The sequence below is a fragment of the Vibrio sp. S12_S33 genome, assembly GCF_963889785.1.
GTDB classification, from domain to species: domain Bacteria; phylum Pseudomonadota; class Gammaproteobacteria; order Enterobacterales; family Vibrionaceae; genus Vibrio; species Vibrio aestuarianus.
The window spans coordinates 17,275-40,692 of the sequence record NZ_CAWPQZ010000001.1 but is presented as its reverse complement, the minus strand read 5'-3'; the positions used below and the strand labels follow the sequence as shown (position 1 = coordinate 40,692).

8 protein-coding genes are annotated in these 23,418 nt (G+C 49.5%); 3 read left to right on the top strand and 5 right to left on the bottom strand.

The window, feature by feature from the left end; translation table 11 throughout:
* Positions 1-321: 321 nt before the first annotated feature.
* Positions 322-5,304, top strand: coding sequence for an AAA domain-containing protein (locus AACW06_RS00105; protein WP_192073495.1), 4,983 nt, complete (start codon positions 322-324; stop codon positions 5,302-5,304).
* A complete protein-coding gene (locus AACW06_RS00100) occupies positions 5,301-6,737 on the top strand; it encodes a hypothetical protein (RefSeq protein ID WP_192073494.1) in 1,437 nt (478 codons plus the stop codon). Before AACW06_RS00105 ends, AACW06_RS00100 begins: the two co-directional genes overlap by 4 nt.
* 477 nt (positions 6,738-7,214) lie before the next feature.
* Here AACW06_RS00100 and AACW06_RS00095 read toward each other — a convergent pair whose 3' ends face one another.
* The 5 genes from AACW06_RS00095 to AACW06_RS00075 are packed head-to-tail and all read right to left on the bottom strand — an operon-like array spanning position 7,215 to position 22,009.
* Positions 7,215-8,039 carry a class I SAM-dependent methyltransferase gene (locus tag AACW06_RS00095; protein WP_017050260.1) on the bottom strand — a complete coding sequence of 275 codons (825 nt, stop codon included), beginning with the start codon at positions 8,037-8,039 and terminating at the stop codon, positions 7,215-7,217.
* An 11-nt stretch (positions 8,040-8,050) separates the two neighbouring features.
* Positions 8,051-8,563: a peptide deformylase gene (gene def, locus AACW06_RS00090; RefSeq protein WP_017050261.1), complete on the bottom strand. Its 513-nt coding sequence runs from the start codon at positions 8,561-8,563 to the stop codon at positions 8,051-8,053.
* 17 nt (positions 8,564-8,580) lie between these two features.
* Positions 8,581-14,736, bottom strand: coding sequence for a non-ribosomal peptide synthetase (locus AACW06_RS00085; RefSeq protein ID WP_192073493.1), 6,156 nt, complete (start codon positions 14,734-14,736; stop codon positions 8,581-8,583).
* Entirely contained in the window at positions 14,723-20,272 is a 5,550-nt protein-coding gene (locus AACW06_RS00080) for a type I polyketide synthase (protein WP_192073492.1), read from the bottom strand. Before AACW06_RS00080 ends, AACW06_RS00085 begins: the two co-directional genes overlap by 14 nt.
* 60 nt (positions 20,273-20,332) lie before the next feature.
* Complete coding sequence (locus tag AACW06_RS00075) at positions 20,333-22,009, bottom strand: non-ribosomal peptide synthetase (RefSeq protein ID WP_192073491.1); 1,677 nt, start codon at positions 22,007-22,009, stop codon at positions 20,333-20,335.
* 398 nt (positions 22,010-22,407) lie between these two features.
* Between AACW06_RS00075 and AACW06_RS00070 the strand changes: the two genes are divergently transcribed.
* Positions 22,408-23,130: a 4'-phosphopantetheinyl transferase family protein gene (locus AACW06_RS00070; protein ID WP_238336601.1), complete on the top strand. Its 723-nt coding sequence runs from the start codon at positions 22,408-22,410 to the stop codon at positions 23,128-23,130.
* The last annotated feature ends 288 nt before the right edge of the window (positions 23,131-23,418 follow it).

Below are 23,418 nucleotides of genomic sequence, written 5' to 3'. Positions count from 1 at the left end.
GTGTATTGGAGAGAATACTTGGTCACAAGTTATCAATACAGTTTTGACATGCCAATACTTATCCGAAAGATCCTATACATCAACTCAAGCAATTGACTGGATTCAGTCTATCAAGACGTTGGCTATTTACGTATACAGATATCTATTTAATATGAATCAAGTTTTTTATCATTCTATATGATACATTCCTTCAGAAGAATAGACATTCCTTCTCTTAGTCATGAAAACGACTCAATGTTATAGAAGTGGCTGCGAGGGTGCCTTATCGACAAATAGACAACCAAAAAGAGAATAACAAGCCAGATAGAGAGAGGACTTCAGTTGGAGATAGAAATCTGGGATGGTGGCTTACAAGAGCAAGAAGTAGCTGCTATCGAAAAAATTAAGGCTGCATTTTCGGATAAGGTTTCTACACCTAAGAAGCCTGCACGCGGCGGTTCACTTGGAGATCAGTTGCAAAGCTATGGCTATGGTAGTGGTAACAACGGGATGTTTCCATGGAAAGGCTATGCCGGTTTTCGTTTTGTTGAGTCAAAAAAAGAAGGTGAGTTCGACTTAGTCATTGTAACGCACTGCAACGTTATCATCGTTGAGTTGAAAGACTGGAACCATCAGCCTGTTACAGCACGCGGTGATACTTGGTATAAGGGCGACCAGAACATGGGACGCTCGCCAGTCAGCGTAACTCGTGGCAAAAAGTTCACACTAGACAACAAGCTAAAGCGCCTGGCTCAACGTTTTACGAACAAAAACTATGCCCCTTTTGTTCATTTCTTCGTAGTCATGACTGGAAATGCAGACTTCAGTCAGTTGCCTGAAGATCAGCTTCACCATACGATTTCATTAACGGATTTTCTTAAATTTGCTGATCGAAATACCTTTAATAAACACTTCAGGCCACACCCCAATGCACAGGTTCTGAACCAAGATTTCCCTATTTTTGATAACTTATTCTTAGGGCCTCAGACTGCGCCAAAAGCTCTAAGGGTAGATGGTTACGAAGCCAAGGATAAAATCTTCGAGCACCCGAAGAAAGTGTATCGGGAGTACCTTGCAAAGTCTGAGATCTCGTCTAGTACCGAAGCATTGCTCCGCGTATGGAGCTTCAAAAATGTTCAGGGAAGCAAGGCATACACTCCTGAAGGAAGAGCAGAGATTGTTTCCCGTGAACGTGAAGTGTTACAGCACATAAACCACCAGAACCGGGACTTATATAACCACTGCTTGCGGTCGTTGACGAGTTTCCAAAAAGACGAGGTGACAGCAGAGTACAGTGAGGTATACGAACTTCCCCCTGGTCATGTTCGCTTTAATGAGTTTATAGGAAAATATGGCAAGGCTTTTTCAGTATTAGACCGCTTGAATGTTACTAAGCTGCTAATTGCTAAGTTTGGCAATCTGCACGAGATGAAAATTGCTCACAGGGACATTGCTGATCATAGTCTTTGGATTTCACCATCAAAAGAGGTCGCGCTTTCAAACTTTATCTCTGCTTATCATCAACCTATTGGTACGGTTGGAGATTATCGCAAGAGTCTGTCTGTGGGTGCTGTTGAAGCACAAGACATGCTAGATGGGGGCGATTTGACACCTTTTCAGCAGGATGTTCACGCCTTGGGGCTTGTTGCCTGGCACTTGCTTAGCGGGAAGCGTATGTCCCCTAAGAGCCTGGAAACAGTTCAGGATGACATGCTAAACAGTGAGCAATGGTATTCAGGAGTATTGTTGGATGCTGTTGCAGCAAAGTTCGCTTCTGCTACAGAATTCTTTGATGCATTGAAGCAAGCCGAGCCTGCAGGCGAGGCTATTCCAACATTTGATGATGCTGAGCTTGATCCTTACCGACATGCTATCAACCACTCGCGTCAGTATCGGGAAGATGATGACTTTCTGGTTGAGACTGCTGAAAAAGAAGTCTATGTCTCAGGCGGAAGACTCATAAAAGCTTGGTTGAATGCCGGTGGACAAGGAGATGATTCTGCAACAAACTTCCAGGTTCTTAAGTTTCTGAAATTGCTAGATAAGCTTTCTTCAGTCAAACCGACTTACCTACCGGAAATCCGTGAGTTTGGCATTGCTTCGAAGTCATCGAGTCTGTATATGGTTACAGACCAAGTGCAAGGAGCTACTTGGGATAAGGCGCTGATTGCAGACGATGAGAAAATTGAGCTAGTTGGTAAGTTCGTTGCCGCTGTAGAGCACCTACACGACCTTGGTGTTGCTCACGGCGATATCCATCCTGGCAATGTGATGCTGGAGACTGAAAGTCGCTCTCTTTACTTAATCGATATCCCAGACTTTTCACCGTCCGGGGAAGAGTCAAAGAACCACTGCTACAGTCCTGAATATATCGATGGCTGTACCTCTTTTGAGCGTGATAACTTTGCAGTGATGAAGATGTCATGCGAATTGCTTGGCTTACCTTGGGGGCATGAGTCTGAAACTTACCCAGCCTTGGCAAATGCGATCCGGGCTGAGTTAGAAGATCCTCAATTTGGGTTTAAGGATTTAGGTCGTTTTAAGAAGGCTATAGACAGTGATGACGCATCGTCAGAGCAAAGCCTGATTGAGATTACAGCAGGTAACGCCGATGAAGCTATCACTATCCTGCCCGATAACGGTCATCTGTATGTCAAAGTTGAGCCGAACCATAAGGAGCCAACTGAAGTCAAAGTAACCTTCACTGGGATTGGCGGCAGTTTTTCTGCAATGTTCTGCAAACAGCAGAAAGCCCTGCTTGTTGGCTTCAAGCCATGGCCGCGGTCATCAATTCGCAAGCAGGATATTGACGATAGCCAGTTTGAAATTGGTACTGGCATACGGATTATCCCTGGTCGGCCACAAGAAATGTCTGCTTTGACTGATCTGCTCAATGAAGATGAGTCTTTTGCACGTGCGATAGATCTGGCTACAGCATCTGAAGAAAAGCAAGAGCAAGAAGAAGGTACAGGTACGCTAACTCTTCAGTTGAAGGAAGCCTTCTCAAAGCTAGACAAGCAGGCTGTGGAGCCAGCTTCGACAAAGACGCTGGAAATACCGACCGTGAAACTGTGGCGGGCGATTCTGGATACGGAGACCGAGTCGTACCCAAATATTGAAGTTAGTGGTGAAATTATTCCTGTAGCAGACGCTCATGGAGAACTTCTGATCCCTTACTCTGCTGATGTAGATCCTCTAGGTGGATTCAGCAGTAGTGATGAAGTCGAAGCATTATTGGTTGATCAGGAAGGTGTCGAGCGGTTTATTGGCGAGGTGTCACTTAAGAAGTCAGCACTTAAGGAGATCCGGCTGGTCAAAACCCGTGCGGCAGCATATAAGTTGACCGACTCCGATATTGTATTCTTCCGTACCAAGCAGGATCGTGCTTCATATCGCAAGCGTAAACGAGCTTTGGAGCGACTACTTGATCGAGAAGGGGTAATGCCCGACTTGATGGATCTCTTCGACCCATCTTGCGAGAAACCTGCTCTAAACTACGGCATTTCGTTAAGTGATGCTGACTTCACTAGGTATGACCGTGAAGACCAGCACGGAAACCAGATCAGCCTGAATGAGCAGCAAAGAGAGGCGTTTACCAAGTTGGTTAACAATGGTCCTCTTTCCTTACTACAGGGACCGCCAGGGACGGGTAAAACCGAGTTTATTGCGGCCTTTGTGCATTATTTGGTTGAGAAGCAGAACACCAAACGCATCTTGCTAGTTAGCCAGTCACATGAGGCGGTAAATACAGCAGCTGAGCGGATCAGGAAGCACTGTGCTCGTCTGAATACAGATCTGGAAGTTGTTAGGTTTAGTAACCGTGAAGGGGCTGTTTCTCCAGGGCTCAAAGATGTTTATTCGAACGCAATCACAACTGAGAAGCGTGAACTGTTCAACGCAGAGAGTAAGTACCGTGTTGAAGCCTTGAGTGAAGCTATTGGTTTGGAGCCTGAGTTCATTTCCAGTGTTGTGCTAGCAGAGCTTAAGCTGTTCAAGCAAATTGACCACCTTGAGACATTGCTTTATCAAGTCAATGATTTGAGTGATGAAAAAGACATAAAGGAGCTGAAAGAGATTTCAGTAGAACTCGACCTTTCAATCCGCTCCAAGCTGAGCACAGAGTACGGTATTAGCTTAGATGCAGAAGCAAAGGTCTCTGAAGCAAAAGAAATTCTAGTTTCCAAGCTGTGTAGGGAATATGGTGTCAGACCTGATGAGGCACGCAGAGTCAAAGCGTTAGCTAAGATATCGCGAGATATGCAGGATGCTTTATCGGGAGAGCGGGTTAACGTTGACGAGTTCTATGCGCGCTCGAGACAGTTGGTGGCAGGTACATGTGTCGGTATTGGACAGGGCCACATTGGCATTCAGGATAATATCTACGATTGGGTGATCATCGACGAGGCTGCTCGCTCAATTGCGAGTGAACTAGCCATCGCAATGCAGTCAGCTAGACGCGTCCTGCTAGTGGGAGACCACTTACAGCTTCCTCCATTGTACTCCGACGCTCATAAGGCTGCTTTGGCAAGAAAATTGGGTATTAACAGTTCGCGCACTGAGATCGATGAAGTGTTGCGAAGTGACTTTGCCCGCGCATTCAACTCTAGCTATGGTGAGCAAGCTAGCGCAGCACTGCTGACGCAATATCGTATGGCTCCGCCTATTGGTGATTTGGTATCGCAGACCTTCTATGACGGTAAACTTCGAAATGGCGAGCGAGCAATTCCAGATGTCTATCAGCATGCGCCGCGAGCCTTGCGCAGTATGGTGACCTGGCTGGATACCTCTAACTTGGGCCAACGGGCGCATCATTTGGAAGATCGTGGGATAAGTATCTACAATCGCTGCGAAGCCGATCAGATTATTTCTGTGCTCAAACAGGTGTCAGAGAATGCTGAATTCGTAGCGGAGCTATCGAAGCTCACTAGCAAAGATGAAGCTGCTATCGGTGTGATTTGTATGTATGCCGAGCAAAAGCGACTACTGCGTCAGAAATTCAATCAAGAAATCTGGAGTGACGGCTTCAAGGACCTAGTCAAAATTGACACGGTAGATAGCTATCAAGGTAAGGAAAATAGGATCATCATTCTGTCCTTAACGCGTTCGGATAAGCGGCATAGCCCAGGGTTCTTACGAGCACCTAATCGGATCAACGTGGCGATGTCTCGTGCAATGGATCGTTTGTTGATTGTTGGCAATGCGGATATTTGGAAGGGGAACAACAAAGAGCTGCCATTAGGCTCCGTTGTTCGTTATATGACTGAGTGTGGTCAGGATGCAGGGTACACATTCCTTTCAGCTAAGCAGGGTGGGAAACAGAAATGATGTCTGATAACAAAGTAACTTATCACGAGGTTGACTTCCTGCTGCCCGCGCAGAGGTTCAACATTCAGTTTTCATACGTCTCTCAGAAAGGGCTGCCATTTGTCAGAGAGTTTGTGCTCAGGCTTGTGCATGTCTCCCCAATGAGTAAGGCACAAATTTCGACCTATTTTGGCTTTAGCCGCCATGAAACAGAGGAAGCGATTTCAGATCTGGTTCAGCGAGGTGAACTGACTCTGTCACCAGATGGCCGTCTGGTCTTGACCGAAAAATCACAAGGTTACTTTTCTGAAATTGGCGAGATCCCACAGCTTTCAACAGTGCAAGATAGTGGGGCTACACTGTCATTTGATCTGGCTACTTTTAGTTGCTTTAGCAACAAAAATGTCCAAGACAAGTGGAAAGCTGGTATATCTCTCAAGATTGATGATAGTAACGCTTCTCAAAGCGAAAAGTTGGTAGAGAAGCACTTTCAACACCAGTTCAATCAGATCCTAGATAAGGGCTATCTATCTCATTTGCAGACTCAGGACGGAAAAGAACAACCCTCTGTCTACACAGTGAATTCTGTTAACAAACTGCGACAACTGCCGTTGCGTTTGACTACAGAGTTCCAAATGGATATCGATGGCAAATCTGTCGAACGTGAAGACTATGAAGAGCTAATTAGCTCGGAGTGTGTTCATGAACTAATGGCAATAGAGCTCGCTCGGGTATCAACGTTTAATAATACCATGAGCATCTTTAAATCCATGGTGTCGCTAAGTGATGAAGAGACACTAAAGCTGTTCGATTCTAAGACAAATTTGATCAATCCGAACTATGTAGAGGAGATGCAGGCTTTGGAAAAGCATACTGCTTCAGGCAGAGCGACTTTCCTGGGGCCAATCTACTCTAAAGGCAACTGGCAAAAACTGCAGAAGGCTCTGGCTCCAATGCTTGCTAAGCGCATCGAGAGCAAAGCAGATAAGGGCAGTAGTCGCTTTACTTGGATTGCGCCTTCAGATCCATTCTGGGCAAAGAGTGACCGCTTTATTTCTAGCTTGAGCGACTTTAGTCACAAGTCGAGTACGAAAGAGAAGCGGCTTTACAAGCCTGTACTGTACGTACCAGTTTCCGATGACAGGGACTTTAGGATAGCCAAACAATGGAAGAATGAACTTGGGCAGTTCCACAAAGATGTTAAAGGGCTTGCTGAAGGTTTCTTGGATGGTAATGTTGAAATCCTTCACCTTGAAGGTGAACTAGCTGTTGTTATTTATCATTTCGCTCAACCAGAAACTTTGCCAGTGACTATGCCTTTGGGCTTTATTTCAACGGACAAGGCTACAGTATCGAAAATCGGAAAACTAGTGATTGACTATGTGGCGGGCAGCTCTTCATTTGATAAACCAAATGATTGTGGCTCTATATCGTCAATAGCTAAAAGTAGTTAATCGTTTGGGGGATTAAACCACTAATGGATAGGCTGAGTTTAATTTTCGACTGAGCTCAGCTTATCTGAATTTACCGAGTTAGTGCATTAGTGCTAAATCGATTATGTCCAGAACCTTCACGGTGGGCACTTCTAGCTCAGAAATGCCCCATTATTAGTTTAGCTCAACAAGCTCGTGTTCGTAAACAGCGGTAATTTACCCAAACTGAGCTTATGTTAGGATTACTATAGTTATGCAGCATTTGTGAATTTCTTTGTTGAGTGTGGTGAAGTTGCTTCAGGATAAAAACATCTTAGCCCCACTACTCTGAACGTTAATTAGATGGAACGCCCCACACCAACGCTAAAAATAGTGATGTAGAGGAACATTTCAAGATGCTGTTATTTAGTTATTGATATATATCGGAAAGACTACCTTACATCCTCCCCCCGTCGCCAGTGGTGAGAGGGGAGGGGGACGCAGATTGCAATACTGAAATTAGTAAGGCATCAAAGCGGTTTCGATCAAAAAGAAGTGCTGTGTCAGTTCGCCTTTCTCCAATTCGTGACAGATTATGCGGGCTGGGAGAAAACCATTATTCTCAAGCAGATCATCAAGGCGATTTAAACAATAGCCCCAAAAGAGTCCTTCAAACACTTGAATCTGAGTATTGTCGTCGATGATTAGGTTTCTGTCGATCAACTTGCCTTCATCTTCATGCCATATTCTGCGACAGAGTTGATAGTGTGGGTTATCACTCAACAATCCGCCCTCGTGCATATATGTCCAGGTTCCGTCGCCGGCCACCAGGCTTTTCATGAACGCCAGATCCATTAGCTCAATCACCAGTTTACCCTCGGGCTTTAGGTTGCTTCTGAGCTGCGCAAGTAAGCCGTCCAGATCCTTAAGATTATTGGCAATACCAAACAGCATCAGCACCAAGTCAAACTGGGTATCTAGTTTGAACTGGTTGAGGTCCGCGACCTGATAGTGTTCATAATGACTGGCTTGCTGTTGCGCATAGTGAATCGCCGCTGGAGAAATGTCGAATCCCGTACAGTGCACCTGTCGGTTTGCCAGCATCGAGGTATACAAACCCGGACCGCAGGCAAGATCCAAGACCTTATCGCCGGGTCTGAGATAGTGCTGGTAGAGAAAATCAACCTGCCGCTCGATTTCATCGAGTTTACGGCTGGCAAATTCACTGTTTTGATCCAAATGCTCTTTGAGCATACGTTCGCTAAAGGCCGGGTTACCAAAGTCCATCAGTAAGTGCGGGCACTCTTCTTGGCGGAGGAAGTCATTCAATAATTGCTTATTCATTGTGAGTACTCTTAAGCCGCCGTGACTTGAGCCCGTTGGAATTTCTTAATCTTCTTCATCGCCATCTTGCGTTTGAGCGGAGACAGGTAGTCGATGAAGATTTTGCCATGTAAGTGGTCGATTTCGTGTTGCATGACAATCGCCAGATAGTCATCGTCTTCGATGGTAAATGCTTCTCCCTGGCGATTTAATGCTTGCACCTTGACTCGCTGGTGGCGTTGTACCTTGGCATACACACCAGGGACGGACAGGCACCCTTCTTCACTGTCAATCATTCCCTCATGCTCGATGATCTGAGGATTAATCATGATCAGTGGCTGATCACGACTTGCTGAGATATCAATAATAAGTACGGCTTCGCTGTGGCCAACTTGAGCGGCCGCAAGTCCAATACCATTATCGGTATCGTAAAGGGTGTCTAACATATCGTCGATCAATGTTTGCACGGTGCTGACGTCGTCAACGCTCTGATAGGTCACACGAAGTCTGTCATCTGGCACTTCGATAATAGGTCTGATAGCCATTGTTGTTTTCCTTTTATTTATTCTTGAATAACCAACGATTGTTGCGTGAGTAATGGTTCACTGATTGTCGAACTTACCCCTTGTATCATGTCGATAAACGCGGTGAATAAACGTTCTAGCATGGAGTAAGAATATAGGTCCTGAGCGCCTTCCACGACGACAGAGCCGCGGCCATTGTTGATGAAGACCGTAAATACGGTATCGAATCGGCAGTAACGGTTGTCGAGCTCTAGCGACTGCCCTGCTGGTAATGGGGTGCTGTCCTGACCATGAAATGCGAAGACGTTCTGGACCAGAGGCGCATAATTGTAGCATCGACGTATACCGGAAATATATGAAATTGTTTGATTAACAGGTCGATGTGCCAGAAATGCACGATTGATGTGAATGCGCTCGCGGAGGTCGTTAACGTCGGTGTTCGTTTCTGAAACGGACACGCGAGTCGGGATCACATCGACAAAATAGCCGATGGTGTCCAACAAACCGATATCCACCCTTGGTGAGTACGGGAACCCGATGACGATATCAGCGCGTTTTGCCACCCGTGATGCGGCGGACTGATATAGGGCTAATGCGGTTTCAAATAGGGTGCCCTGTGCGGCGCTGGTCAGTTGTGTGAGCTGACATAACACCTCGGGAGTGATATCGAATTGTTGGCGAAAGCCGAGATTACTAGGTAGATCACAGCGGTCGTTAGAGGTGAACTTAAGGATACCCTCGTAGCCTTCAAACTGATTCGTCCAAAATGCCTTAAGTGATTCGTCTTGTTCGGATGGGGTTGCGGTCATGACAGCCTCGCTATAATCCAAGAAGTCGTACCCTGCTGGGGGAATCCCCTGTTGGTGGTAGACACCAATCAATGCCCTGAACATAAACTGCATGCTCGCGTCATCGGCGATGATGTGGTGGATATTTATAAATACAACCGACTGTTGTGTCTCTGCGATGGATAGAAGGTCGAAACGGATCAGCGGACCGAGCTGAAGATCAAAGGGAGTTTCAGCTAGGGTTTGGCACACTGCGATGGCGTCGCCTAACGTTTCAACAGAATGGACAGTGAGCTCTATTTCCTGTGGCTCGCGAGCACTCATGTGCAGGTTATCCTGTTCATCGAAGGTTAACGCGACATTTAACACACGGCTATGACGCATCAGGGTGTTTACCGCCTGTTGTAATCGCTGAGCGTGCAACGGTTTATCGAACAACTGGGCTTGTGGAATGTTGTACAAAGCTTTGTGAACGGCGAACTCGTGCGAAAAATACAGGTTGAGTTGTGCGAGGGTCACAGGATACGTTGCCCGTTGGGAGTGACTCAGTACAAGCGATGCACCATGCCCCTCATGTGTCAGCGCTGAGTTATCGCTTAGCCATAACGCCAGTTCAGCCACGGTTTGATGACGCAAAAAATCAACAAAGCTAATGCTGTGTCCGGTCAGGGCGCTTAATCGATGAAGGACTTTGGGTACCAATAATGAATGGCCGCCAATATCAAAAAAGCGTGCGGTGACACAGAACTGGTCATCATCAATAAACTCTGTCCAACAACGGTGGATCAGGGCTTCCAGATCATTGCGAGGGAGAATCGACGCCTCACTCGCATCGAATTCATACTGGCTGAGGGCCCGTTGGTCCACCTTACCGTTGACAGTCAGGGGCAGGTGTTCGACAAAAACCAACCCTGATGGCACTTGAAAGGGTTCAAGCGTGTTGCGCAGGTAACTCATCACGGTGCTGCGCATATCAGCGACATTGACGTCAGCGTTGTTGGGGACCAGATACGCGACGATGTGTTTGTCCGGTTTTTCAACCACGCCAACGTGGGCATTTTTGACCAGAGGGTGAGCCAACAGAACGTGGTTGATGCCTGACAGTTCAACCCGATGGCCACGGATTTTGACCAAATGATCGCGTCGACCTATATATTCGATGTCACCTTGCGGGTTGTACCGAGCCAGATCGCCACTCAGATACAAATAGCGACAACCGTCAAGCGAGTAAAACGGATTGAAGCAATACTTTTCCTGATTGAGCTCAGGGCGATTGTGGTAATTGGGCTTGAGCCAGGGGGCCCCAATGGCGATTTCGCCTACCTGACCGCATTGACTGGCATGACGCTCAGCCCCAAGCAGATAGACGTGTGTATCATTGATCGGCTGCCCGATAGGGACGCAGTGATGATGATCGCGTAATGACAGGATATCAAACCAGGTCGCAAAGGTGGTTGTTTCGGTAGGGCCATATCCATTGACGAACTGAGTAAGATGGCAGTGGGGGCTGGCAAGGAACGCGCGCACCGTATTGAGGTTAAGCGCATCCCCGCCAATTAACAGTCCGGTTAGGTGTCTCAAGGTTTGCGGACGAGTTGTGGCAATATCGTTGAACAGCGAGACCGTTAGCCAAGCCGTGTTGATACCTTGAAGAGCCAGTTGACGCGATAGTTTGGGGTAGTCGAGCAAGGTTTCTTTATTAACGACCGCACAACTCAGCCCATTGACCAAAGGGACAAATATTTCCAGCAGTGAGGCGTCAAACGCCGGAGATGAGGCGACAAGAAAACGCGTCTGTTGCGACATCTGAAGAAAGTTCGGCGATTGGGTGAGTCGCAAGATTGAATCAAGGCAGATTGCAACGCCCTTGGGTGTCCCCGTCGAGCCGGAGGTATACAGCAAACAGGCTTCGTTTTCACTGGCGCTGGATGGCGCTGAGGTGTAGCGGGTGAAGTGGAGAGGGCTTGCACCGATTGTCGTCAAGAGTGCGTCTGGCTGCTCTGTTGAACTCAGGCCTATGCTGCCACCTAACCTCGCATCATCGATGATGAATTGCAGCCTTTGCTGAGGGTAGCGACGATCAAGCGGAACAAACGAACAGCCGTTTAGCAATAGCGCAAAGATGGTCACAATATACTCATAGCTAAGCTCAAGTTGAACGCCGATACGCTGCCCGCGGGTGATGCCAGCGTGAGTCAATGCCAGTCTCAGTTGCTGTACGTCGTCACTCAACTGACGATAGGGGTAGTGGGTATCATGGGTCACGACGGCAATTTGTTGGTCAAGGGATGCCCACACATTGCCCAGCGTTTCCAATACCGGCTCAGGACGATAAGCAGGCCCTTTTTTCGGTGCGTGTTTGCCAAGCGAATGAGGGGAACTCACTGTGAGGTCGACGGATTCGTTAAGCCTTTGAGTGAAGAGGGTGCAGATGCTGTCCACATATTCTGGGTAAAGAAAGTGCGGATTAAACTCAAATTCGATCTCGATGTGCTGATTGACGACAAAACAATGCGCAAACAGATCAAAACGCGCACTGACGGTCGGTAAAGGGAAAAACTGACTGTCACAGTGAGCGAGTGTTAACCCTCGGTCGTGCCCGGTATTTTGCAGGGCAATCCCAACTTGTAAGCGATCCAGATTGATTGAGGACTGATGCAGGTTCAGATGCTGTTGGATTTCATCAAGATAGGCTCCGGCATGACTCAGACAGTGCTGTAATGTCTGGTGGGCGGAGAGGGCATCGCTATCACGCTGATAGCGAAAAGGAATGGTATTGACGAACATACCTATGGTGTCCGCAAAGCCTTCTCGATTGGCGGTGGGAATGGCTAAAACCACCTCCTCCAACGCAGAAAACTGACACAGGGCTTCGCCAAAGTGATGGGTTAACAGACTGAAAAGGCTAATTTTTTGTTCTTTAGCCTGAGCGAGTAACTTTTCACTCAGCTCACTTGGGAGTGAGACACGATGTGGGGGGATAAAAGACGATTGCGCGTCCGCCTGTGGCAGAGGTCGGGCGGCTTTGGGCAGCACGTCTGGTAAGCGACAATCAATCAGGTGCTGGCGCCAAAAAGCCAGATCGGCTTCCAGCGCGGACGAACAGCGCTGGTTAGCCATGGTTAGACAATACGCTTGATAGTCGTGCTGAACGGTGTCACTGAGCGGGTACCCCTTATGCAGACAATCATAATGATCACTGATGGCCTGCAGCAGCAGTTGGACCGACCAACCGTCTAAAATCAGATGGTTCGAGAACAGCAGTAAGATGTGCTGGCCGGGGCCAGTGGTCAGTAAACGCACACGCAGCATCGGCCCGTGGTACAGATCGAATGGCGTGGCGATTTCTTGCTCGAACGTGGACCGCCAGTCTGAGTCACGCAGGGCCTGAAAATCCAGCGCATGCTGAACCGGTTCCAATTGGACTTCACCGTTGCGCTCGACAAACCGACAATTAAAGATGCCGTGCTGACTGACCGTATGCTGGCAGGCTGATTGGAAACGCTGATGATCGATGTCACCGCTCAGGGCATAGCCTAAGGCGATCACATTGTCTAATGGGCGCAACTGTTCAACGTACCAGAGACGGCGTTGAGCGGGGGAAATCGGCCAGGTTTTCTCCTGGGCAAATGACGTTGGCGAAGCCGCAGAGCGGTGGATGTCTAGTCGCTCAATCTGCGCTGTCAGGGCTTGAATACTCGGGTTGTCCAAAACCTGCTTGACGGTCAGTTTGATGTTGAACTCTTCGTTCAATGTGTTGAGCAATTGGTAGATCTGTAATGAGTTTCCGCCTAGCTCAAAGAAACTGCGAGAGTTCGGAATGTCTGAGTCCTTGGTGTCCAGCACACTCTGATACAAGGCGTGTACCTTCTCTCCAATGGTACCCGTTGGCGCCAGCGGGCTTGAACCGTGAGACGCGCATGGACGAATGTGGTCTTCAATAGCCTCAATATCCAGTTTGCCGTTTCGTGTCAGAGGGATCGCGCTCAATAAGACAAGTCGCTCAGGGATCATGTAGGCGGGGAGGACTTTGGCAACGTCCTGACGTAACTGACGCTCTTGTTCGATGCTGTTGTCTGCGACTTCGATGTAGGCGACTAATCTTTCATTCAGTGTCGTCTTATCACAGCGCACATAGCACTGCTGAACAACCGTCTGCTGATGAAAGGCTTCTTCGACCTGAGTGAGATTGACACGCAGACCACGAACTTTGACTTCGTGATCCTTGCGGCTGACGAATTCTAAGTTCCCACACGGCAGCCGGCGCACCAGATCCCCGGTGCGGTAGTGTCGTTCGCCGTTATAAATAAAAAATTTGCGCTCGGTTTCATGTGGGCAGGTATAGCCTCGCGCTAAGCCAAGCCCTCGGGTGATCAACTCGCCGATCTGCTCGCCAGTGACGGCTTGGTTGTGCTCGTCGATGATGGCCACTTCCGTCCCTGTGATCGCGCGGCCTATAGGAACACTGTTGTGACTATCGCTGAGCCCGAAAATATCGAAGGTGGTGGTGAAGGTCGTGTTCTCGGTCGGGCCATAGCCATTGAGGAAGGTGTCTAGCTGACAGTGGTCGCTGCGCAGGAACTTGCGTACCAGATCAAGATTGAGCGCGTCGCCGCCGATCATCAGCGTCTTTAGTGTGGATAACGCTTGTGGGTGGCGCGTGACCAGGGTGTTGAACAGTGCCACGGTCAACCACAGGGTGCTGACATTACCGATGTTGATTTGGCGTTCAAACTGTTCAAAATCGAGCACATCCTGCTTCGCGATCACATAGATCTGCGCGCCATTAAGCAAGGGCAGCCAAATCTCAAGTGTCGAGGCATCAAAGCCAATCGACGAACAGTGTGCGATGACGTCCTGAGTCTGACACGTGATGTTATCACTATTGCTGACCAGACGAAGTACGCCCGCATGTTCGATTTCGACCCCTTTTGGCCGCCCCGTCGATCCAGATGTATACATGATATACGCCAGCGGCGCCGAGGCGGGCTCAATCTCGGGCGTGGTTGTCGTGTTGTGCTGGTGTAAATCGTCATAAATATAGACAGGCACAGGGGGTTGGCTGAGAGGGCGATCACTGATGATACAGGTCGCGCGACTGTCCTGGGCGATATACGTCAGTTGTGACTCCGAGAAACTATCGTCCACTGGCAGATAGGGACGCCCTGTTTTCAGGATGGCCAGCATGCTTACCACCGCAGCGACGCTGCGGTGCATAGAAACCATCACGGGCTCAGAACCATGAGGGTGGTGATTGAGGATCGCATTGGCGACCCGGTTGGCGGCGGCATCCAACTCGCCATAGCTGAGTTGCTGATCGCCATCTGCGATGGCGATATCGTGGTAATGGCGTTGAACGACGTCAGCGAACTGGTGATGAATAAGATGCCTGTCACGACTGTACATGGTGGTCCTCAAAGAAATTAACGAGTTCTAAATATTCGACTAAGTGCTGGATAAATTGCTCAGGTTGCGGGAAGTTCAGCCCTTTAGCCTGCAATAACGCGTGCGTGTTATCGACGATGACATTGCCATAATCTGGAGCAATGATGTCGTCATCCGAGTTGTCGCTGAGGTAATAGGACAGGATGGGGTACAAGGCGTTATTGTGATCGGCATTGCGGGTCGCTTGTTGTCGCCATTCAGGCAGAGAGACACCTTCTATTTGGTATCCTCGCGCCACCAGGTGGTGAAAGAGGTCATTCATTTGGGCCACGTAAGGGGTGGGCAGGTTGTAGACCTTGTTTTGATTGGCCAGACAGATGGTGACAATCAGTTCTGACATGAAATCGACGGGGGTGATGTTAATTTCATTGTCGATGACAGGGTAGCAGCCAAGCTGAAGACAGCCTTTCACATACAGCCAGATATGATCGTTGTCGGCATTGAAGGTCCCATGTAATGAATGACCCACAAGGCTTGAAGGACGGACGACATTGACCGAGAAGCCGCGTTCCATAGCTTGCTCTAGCAAGACTTCCGTTGCCCATTTGGAGCGCGCGTACCCATTAAGGTGCTTAGCGGGTTGGATTGCCCGAGTTGGCAACGACTCCACATAGTGGTTGTGACGGTCGAGTTCTGACACACAGGCCAGAGTCGACACAAAGTGAATGTGCTTGTGGCGACACTCGGCGGCGAGCTCAAGGACGGAAAGCATGCTTAAGGTGTTGCTGGCTTTGAGTGTCGCGTAGTCGAGGATGTGGTTGACGTGAGCGGCGTTGTGCAGCACATCGGTGATTTCCTGACTGAGTTGCTCGTAGCAGGAAGGGGCCAATCCCAACTTTGGCTCAGCGACATTACCGCACACTACGCGGAGTTTTGTGCTGTCGGTGTCAGGGGCAAAGCGCTCCAACTGAGCGAGCATACGTTGCATCGCGTGAGCGTTATCTTCGGCTCGGACTAACGCCACCACGTGAGTGACATCGGGTCGGTGTAAGAGCTGGGCGACCAAGTTAACACCGAGTAGGCCCGTGGCTCCTGTCACCAGAAAGACGCGGTCGTCGGTCTCGGCTGGAGCCGACACTGGCCAGAGATCGGCGCGAAGACGTAAGTCATCGTAGTGATCGGATTCGGACTCGCAGTGACGCCCACAAATCAAATCCGCCAGATGGTTTATGGTCGGGGCGTCAATGAACTCACTGAGAGAAACAGTAAAGTCGAGGGCTTGCTTGACGCGTTTTGCCAACTGGGTGAAGACCAATGAATCTCCGCCGCACTCGAAGAAATGGCTATCGCCTGTCACATCAGTGCTGTCCAAGAGCTCCTCAAACAGAGAGGTCAGAGTGCTTACCACGGCGCCGCGATCTCGCTGGACGGAGGACGAAGCGGCCAGCAGATCAATGGTATGACTCAGGGTCGGCTCATTCATAAAGGCATGAAGCTGCAGCGTCATTGCGAGTTGAGAGTGGATTTCGGCGACCAGCGTAGAGAAGACCACCGATTCTCCGCCCATATCAAAGAAATTGCGATTAGGCTCAATGTGGTCGACACCAAGCAGGTGGCAAAAAATGTCGGTGACCTTGCGCTCGATCGTTTCCCTCGAGAGGGCATTGGTTGATGCGTCTGGGTTAGCCACCGCATGAGAGGCCCATTCCGAGAGGCGAGGATAGATATCATGGGTTGAGGCAACGCAATGTGATAGAGAGAGATGATCAAACACCCAGGAGAACGCGTTATCACAGTCCTGATGATTGATGGCTAATGCTTTGATTTCCGGCGAGAGTGTTGGGTCATCTTGGAGGTCCCAACCATCCCAGGAGATACTCATCCAACGCGTTGGTTGGTGCGAGCGAGTGACGACAAAGTCGTTCATAAACTGGTTGGCGTAGGCATAAACACCAAGATTAAAGCCGCCTAGTTGGGTGGAAATCGAAGACATTAACAGGCAAAAGTCTGGTTGATACTTATCACACAGCGCCCCCAGAGCCAGAGTACCGTCGACTTTGGCCTGATAGTGTTGAGCGATCGTCGACGTGGCGCTAGAGAACACGGGGTTGAGCCCCTCCAAGGCGGTGTAGGCAGCACAGTGAATGACACCACGCAGCGGTCCAAACTGATCATTGAACCCCGCCACTTTACTCATCAGTGTGGGGCCGTCTGCGACGTCAACATTGGCATAATGCACGCTAGGTGAGTCGAGCAGCGCCGATAGTGCCTGACGGTTCTCTAGTGAGTTCGTCAGGGCCAGAGGCAGGTCTGAGAGTAAGGTGACGACCTGCGAGCCTGGCTTACGTCCAGTGAGCACGACCTCAAGCTGGGTGTGCTCGATAAGGTACCGGGCCCAGCTTAAGCCTATTTTGCCCAACCCTCCGGTGATCATCACATAGCCGTTGCGTTGCCAGACGTAGGGTTCGCAACTGGCCTGAACGGGAACCAGCGTCTTGTGCCAGACAGACTGTTCGTCGACATAAACAGATGAGGCATGTTGGGTGAGCGCATCTAGATCCGTGGTGAGGATCCGCTCGTCGTCGGGTTGATGACCGATGAGACGTACGGTGAGGTGTGGCGCTTCTTGCGCAATGACCGTGATTAAACTGCTGAGTGCGCGTTGGTAACACTCGGATAACTCGTGACTCATCGTTGGATGGGTGACTTGCACAAGGATATAGCAAGTCTTACTGTCATCGGCGGTCAAGCGTTCCAGTTGCTCAAGAAAGGCAGATAACTGCGACGGAGTGATGTTCTCTCCGGCGTGAAAGCCGCGATAGATCAGCTGGCCTTCACGTTGGTACCAGCCTGAGTAGTGTGCGACAGAAGACATTGAGCCTGCCGACCGCGTTGGCCTAGGATGGCATAGCCAACTGTCTTGATAAAACCATTGGTCGACTGTGCGTTTAAGTCCAGAGTCTGAGGACACAGGGGCTGGGGATTGATAAAACTCAGTCTGGTTAAAGCCAGGCCCAGGCAGGTTGCACTTTTGCCATGTCAAAGGTGGCAGGGAAACCCAGGCCATCTTTCCGCCAAGAGACCAGAATTGGCCAAGGAAGTCGGTTAAAGCAGGGGCGTCGAGTCGGTCGGGCACCTTGAGTAGCACCGTCGACAATTCCGCCTTGTGCGCGATGAACATATTGGTCATCGAAGGACTGACGCCAATATCGGTCAATACACAGCGTGATGTATTTAACGCACGTAAGATGCCGGTCATCTGGACAGGCTGAAGCAGTTGCTCGATCCAGTATTCTGGGTTGGCAACGCGACGAAAAGCGACTTTTTTCCCTTTTAAGTTCGAGTAGAGATGGCCTTTCACTGAATGATAGGTGAGCGAAGTCAGGACTTCCCGTAACGGAGTCACGGCGCGGGAAAGCATCGGGTTGTGAAAGGCTTTATTGGTCTGGAGGATTTTGCAGCGAATCGCGTCTTTCCGCAGCCTGTCGGCTAATTGATGGACGGCTTGGGTTTCACCGGCCATGACCGTCATGTGTTCGCCATTGAACGCAGCAATGGTCAGCGTGCCTGATAAATACTGACGAGCACGGGCTTCGCCGGCAAAGATCGCGATCATCGCCCCCTCGTCACACGCTTGGATATGAGACGCTCGGCAGGCTATTAAACGCACCGCGTCCTCCAGCGACCAAAGTCCAGCAATCGCAGCCGCTATCCACTCGCCAAGGCTGTGGCCAATGTAAGACTGGAACGAGACCCCTTGTTGTTTCAGTGTATGGGCCAGAGCGTATTGGATGGAAAACAGGATCGGTTGGGCGTATAGAGTCATCCGAGACTGCAGATCGGGGTCATAGTCAGGCTCCAAGGCGACGCGTTTGAGGTCCGCTGGCATACCGGGCTCACGCTCAAACAACGCGATGCACTGATCGAAGAGTTCGCGAAAGCGTGCACAGTGTTCGTACCTGCTCAGTGCCGCGCCCTGAATCGCGGCGCCTTGACCTTCGACCACCAGAACCGACTCTGGGTGAGAGATCGCGTGTACGACCTCCCGGCTCGGTGCTCTCAATGACTGGATAAGTTGTGGCACGGAGTCAGCGACATGATAGCGACGGTAAGGTTCATCGAGTCGACACTGTCTTTGGGTGCCTGTGATATCGGCGATAGTCGCTTCAGGATGGCATTCGAGCCAGTCGGCCAGCTTCAGCTCCTGGGTGGCCAGAGTACTATTGTGACGGCTGCTCAGTGGCACGATATAAGGCTCAGCCTGAAGTAGGGGCTGGGGCTGGCGTGTGTCTGGTGAGGCCGACAGGATCAGGTGACAGTTAGTGCCCCCCATGCCAAATGAACTGACGGCCGCGTTTTGTTGGTGAACTGGGTACGGCGCGTTAGCTGTCGGGAGATAGAAGGGTTTCTCGTCCATGTGGAGTTCTGGGTTGTAGGCTTCGAGGTATGGCGAACCGAGCATCAGATTGTGTTTCAGGGACAGAGCCACTTTGATCAATCCTGCAACACCTGCGGCGGTGTCGGTATGGCCAATATTCCATTTGACACTACCTAATGCGTACTGCGTCTCTGATGTGGCTGACGGATAACGACTGGCCAAGGCTTCGACTTCAACCGGGTCACCGAGAGTCGTTGCCGTTCCATGACATTCGATAAACGTGATGTCAGAGGGGGTTAACCCACTGGATGACAGGGCGCGTTCAATCACTTCGACCTGACCGTCGATACTTGGCGCGGTGTAACCCACCTTGCGCGTACCGTCGTTATTGGTGGCTCCTCCTTTGATCAGTGCGTAAATCGGGTCATTATCGCGTAGGGCATCAGACAAGCGCTTTAAGACCACCACGCCGACACCGCTGGCAGGCACGGTTCCGTCACTGTCAGCGGAGAAAGGCAGACAGTGACCTTGCTTCGACAGGACGCTGCCTTCCATGTACTCATAACCTTGCCCATGCGGAGTATTGATGCTAGCTCCGCCCGCTAAAGCGAGATCACTTTCTCCGGCTATAAGGCTTTGGCAAGCCTGATGGACCGCCACTAACGATGATGAGCACGCGGTAGAAATGGTATAGGCGGGTCCCTGTAGATTGAGTTGGTAGGCGATTTGGGTTGCGACACAATGATGGCTGTTGCCTAAGGCCAGTGAGTATTGCAAGTGATTGTCTTTCTGATAGGGAGAGTTGGCCAGGCAATGGGTGTAATACTGATTGGCGCCCACACTGAGGAAAGCCCCAATACGATTGTTGGCCTGGTGTTCAACCACATTGGCATCGGCCAGTGCCAGAACGCTGTGCTCTAGCAGTTTGCGATGTTGCGGATCCATTAATTTGGCATCGCGAGGCGACATATTGAAGTAAGCCGCGTCAAAATGGTAAGGGCGATCCAGTATCCCTTCTGCTGCGACTCGGTCTGTGTTGACCGCGCCGCTCGGCAGATCGGTGGCGATGTGATGATTCACCAGCAATTGCCAGTAATGATCTTTGTCCTCAGCCCCAGGAAAAGCGCAAGAAATGCCGATAATTGCGACATCGGTGACGTTGTTAGTATTTGAAATCATAATTATAAAAGTTGTCGTAGTAGATGGGCGCTGCAGGCCTTTGACCTACAGCGCATGTAATTACTGTTCAATCAGGCTATCGATCAATTCGGCTTGTTCAGAGACGGTCGTGTGGGCGAAGAGGTCACTCACCTTCACGTTGAGGCTGAATTGCTTATTCAGCTCGCGCTGCAGCTTCAGCAGCAGCACTGAATTTCCGCCACATTCAAAGTACCTGTCGTCCAAATCTATCGCAGGGTTACCGAGTAGCTTGCGCCAGATGGTAAGGATAAGATCAGCGCTGTCCTCACTGGATTGTGTGTAACACTGACGTTCATTGAGATGATGATGCAGTGCCTGGACGTCAATCTTGCCATGCGGAGTGAGAGGAAACTGCGCCACTTTCACGATGTGAGTTGGGCACATGTACGCAGGAAGGATAGCGTTTAAACGGTGTCGTATCGCGAGTTCATCGAGCTGGGTTTGGCAATAAAACGTCGCTAACTCACCGTTCAATTGTGTGGTGACAGACTGCACTTGATTGTCACAAGATTGGATAGCGCGATCAATTTCGTTGAGATTAATGCGGTAGCCATTGTGCTTGACCGTATTGCCAATCCGGTGAGAGTAGACCAATTGTGCGTCAGCGTTCCACATCGCCATATCCGAGGTTTTGAAATAGCGAGTCCCGTCAATCACCCTAAAGCTTTGCTGAGAAAGGTGGTCATCGTGTAGATAGCCTTCCGAGACGCAGGGTCCGCCAATGTAGATTTCCCCGATCTGATTGGGGGTTGTGATTGCCTGGCCATGCTGGTCGACGAGCAAAAGGGTACTGTTTGATAGTGGATTGCCTAATGGGAGAGTAGCTTCCCATTGCTGGCAATGATAAGACACGTTCCACACTGAGGTTTCAGATGGCCCATAGCAGTGTACCAACTCAAAGTCATAGTCAGGAAAGTCATGTTTGATCGCATTCGACTTCAATTCCTCACCGCCAAAGTAAAGTCGACGGATCGTCGGTTGGTGGATGAAGTGATTCAATACACCGAGATTGACAAGTGCCGTTGTGACAAAGGCCATTGTGATTTGATGTCGTTCAATCGCTTGTTTGAGTGCCGGGGCATTGATCAGCGTTTTTTCTGGCAACAAGCACAGGGTGCCTCCATTGAGCAACATGACCCAGAGTTCAAACTGAAAGGCATCGAAGGCGATCGATGATAACTGTGGCATACAGTCAGTCGCAACGATATCACCGTGGGTATCGATAAAGCTCAAGATATTGGTGTGGCTGAGTTTGACGCCTTTGGGCTCGCCTGTCGAACCGGAAGTGAAAATCACGTTCATGATCGGGCTAGGGTCAATGTGCGCTGGCACTGTGTGAAGAGGTTCAAGGAGCAGTAATGAATAGTCGAGAGTCAATTCGACTGCCAGATCGAGGGGGTGGCGGGTAATGACAGCGCGAGATTGTGATTTATCAAGAATATATTGCTTACGCTGTTGAGGATAGGCAGTGTCTAAGCAGACATAGGTGCCGCCTGCCTTCAGTACACCCAATATCGAGACAACCAATTCAATGGAAGACGGAAAGTGGAGCACAACAAGCTGGCCGGAGAGCCCTTGACTTACCAACGACTGAGCAACCAAGGTGGCACGATGATTCAGTTGTTGGTAGGTCAATTGTTCCTGTTCACTGTTCAGCGCTACCTTATTGGGCTGAGCGGCGACGATTTGGTTAAATCTGTTGATCACTGATGACATGTTAGATCCTAGCTACTGGTTTTATTCATCATCAATTCCTTAAGTTATCGGAGCTGACGATGTTGATTGAAGTTAATTATCGGTAATTAATATATCCGGCACGTGCGCTATAGTGGTGTTGGTAGGCGAATCTTAGGACTCGCTGTTTGCGATTTTTATATTATTAATAATTATTGAGGTTGTTCTCCTCCCGAACAGTGCTCGCGCATCATCCATGCTCACAACAAATTTTTCAACGTTGCATATCAACTAGTTTGATATTGATCCAATTTTGGACGAAGGGTTACCTATTTGTCTCGCCCATGAAAAAACATGGCTTGATGGCCATCGTATTGAGCAGTATGGTCGGGCTTTTATGTTCGAATTGGTGAGCTATGTATTGTGATTTTCTGAACCGTTTGGATTCTGTACCCGCGTCGAAAACGGGAATCTCGCACATTGAACGCTATATCGCTCAGAGTGGGCGGGCGGTGTTGTCTCAATGTCAGTTTGCTCTCCCTGAATGCGACCCTGAATTAGCGGCGACGCTCAATATTACTCTCCCCCTATCCGTACAACGAAGCGTAGCAAAGCGCCAGGCAGAGTTTATTGCTGGAAGGTACATGGCCAGTTTAAGTATGTCGGTCTTGTCAGTGGTTGAGCAGAAGGTCTTGATTGGTTCTCATCGAGAGCCACTGTGGCCACAAGACATGACTGGGGCCATATCCCATACCGGCGCTCGTGCTGTGGCGCTGGTTGCAGAGCAGGCGGTTCACCCTTTTGTCGGTATCGATGTCGAACATTGGCTAGATGCGGTTACGGCAGCCGAGATAGAGTCGCAAATCTGTCAGGGGCGTGAATTGATGCTTTTGATCGAGCAAGGGTTGAAGCGTGAGGAGGCAACCTCTCTGATTTTCTCGGCCAAAGAGAGCTTGTTCAAAGCGACGTTTCCTTTCATAGGTCGGTATTTTGGGTTTGAAAGCGCCTGTGTCGTCGAGTTTGATAGGACCGACCAAACACTCGTTCTGGCGCTTGAGCCGTCTCTTGCACGGCACTGCTTAGGGCAAAACTTATTTCGATGCGAGTGTTTTTTACAGGCGTCAACGGTGACAACTGTTATCTTAAGTTCTTCTCGTAGATAGTAGCGTTAACACATTATTTTCAATATCTATATATTGCCTGGGGTTTATCATCGATATCATATGTGCAGCCTAGCACGCTGACTGCTGCTATAAGTACTTACAAATGCAAAGTTTAACCTTACCGTTTGAATACCTATGCATAACTTGTCCAATGTAAAACCAGATTGTGGCATCTTTTGATTAACAAAAGTTATCACAAAGGAATAAACTAGATCTCTCATCTAACCAATAATTGTCCAGCAATGTTTTAGGACCGACTCAAATTAGTCTACACAATAGTATTTGCGA

Excerpts from the sequence above, each read along its gene's own strand:
- AACW06_RS00100 (WP_192073494.1), top strand. The coding sequence starts at position 5,301 with ATGATGTCTGATAACAAAGTAACTTATCACGAGGTTGACTTCCTGCTG.
- AACW06_RS00095 (WP_017050260.1), bottom strand. The coding sequence starts at position 8,039 with ATGAATAAGCAATTATTGAATGACTTCCTCCGCCAAGAAGAGTGCCCG.
- def (WP_017050261.1), bottom strand. The coding sequence starts at position 8,563 with ATGGCTATCAGACCTATTATCGAAGTGCCAGATGACAGACTTCGTGTG.
- AACW06_RS00085 (WP_192073493.1), bottom strand. The coding sequence starts at position 14,736 with ATGTACAGTCGTGACAGGCATCTTATTCATCACCAGTTCGCTGACGTC.
- AACW06_RS00080 (WP_192073492.1), bottom strand. The coding sequence starts at position 20,272 with ATGATTTCAAATACTAACAACGTCACCGATGTCGCAATTATCGGCATT.
- AACW06_RS00075 (WP_192073491.1), bottom strand. The coding sequence starts at position 22,009 with ATGTCATCAGTGATCAACAGATTTAACCAAATCGTCGCCGCTCAGCCC.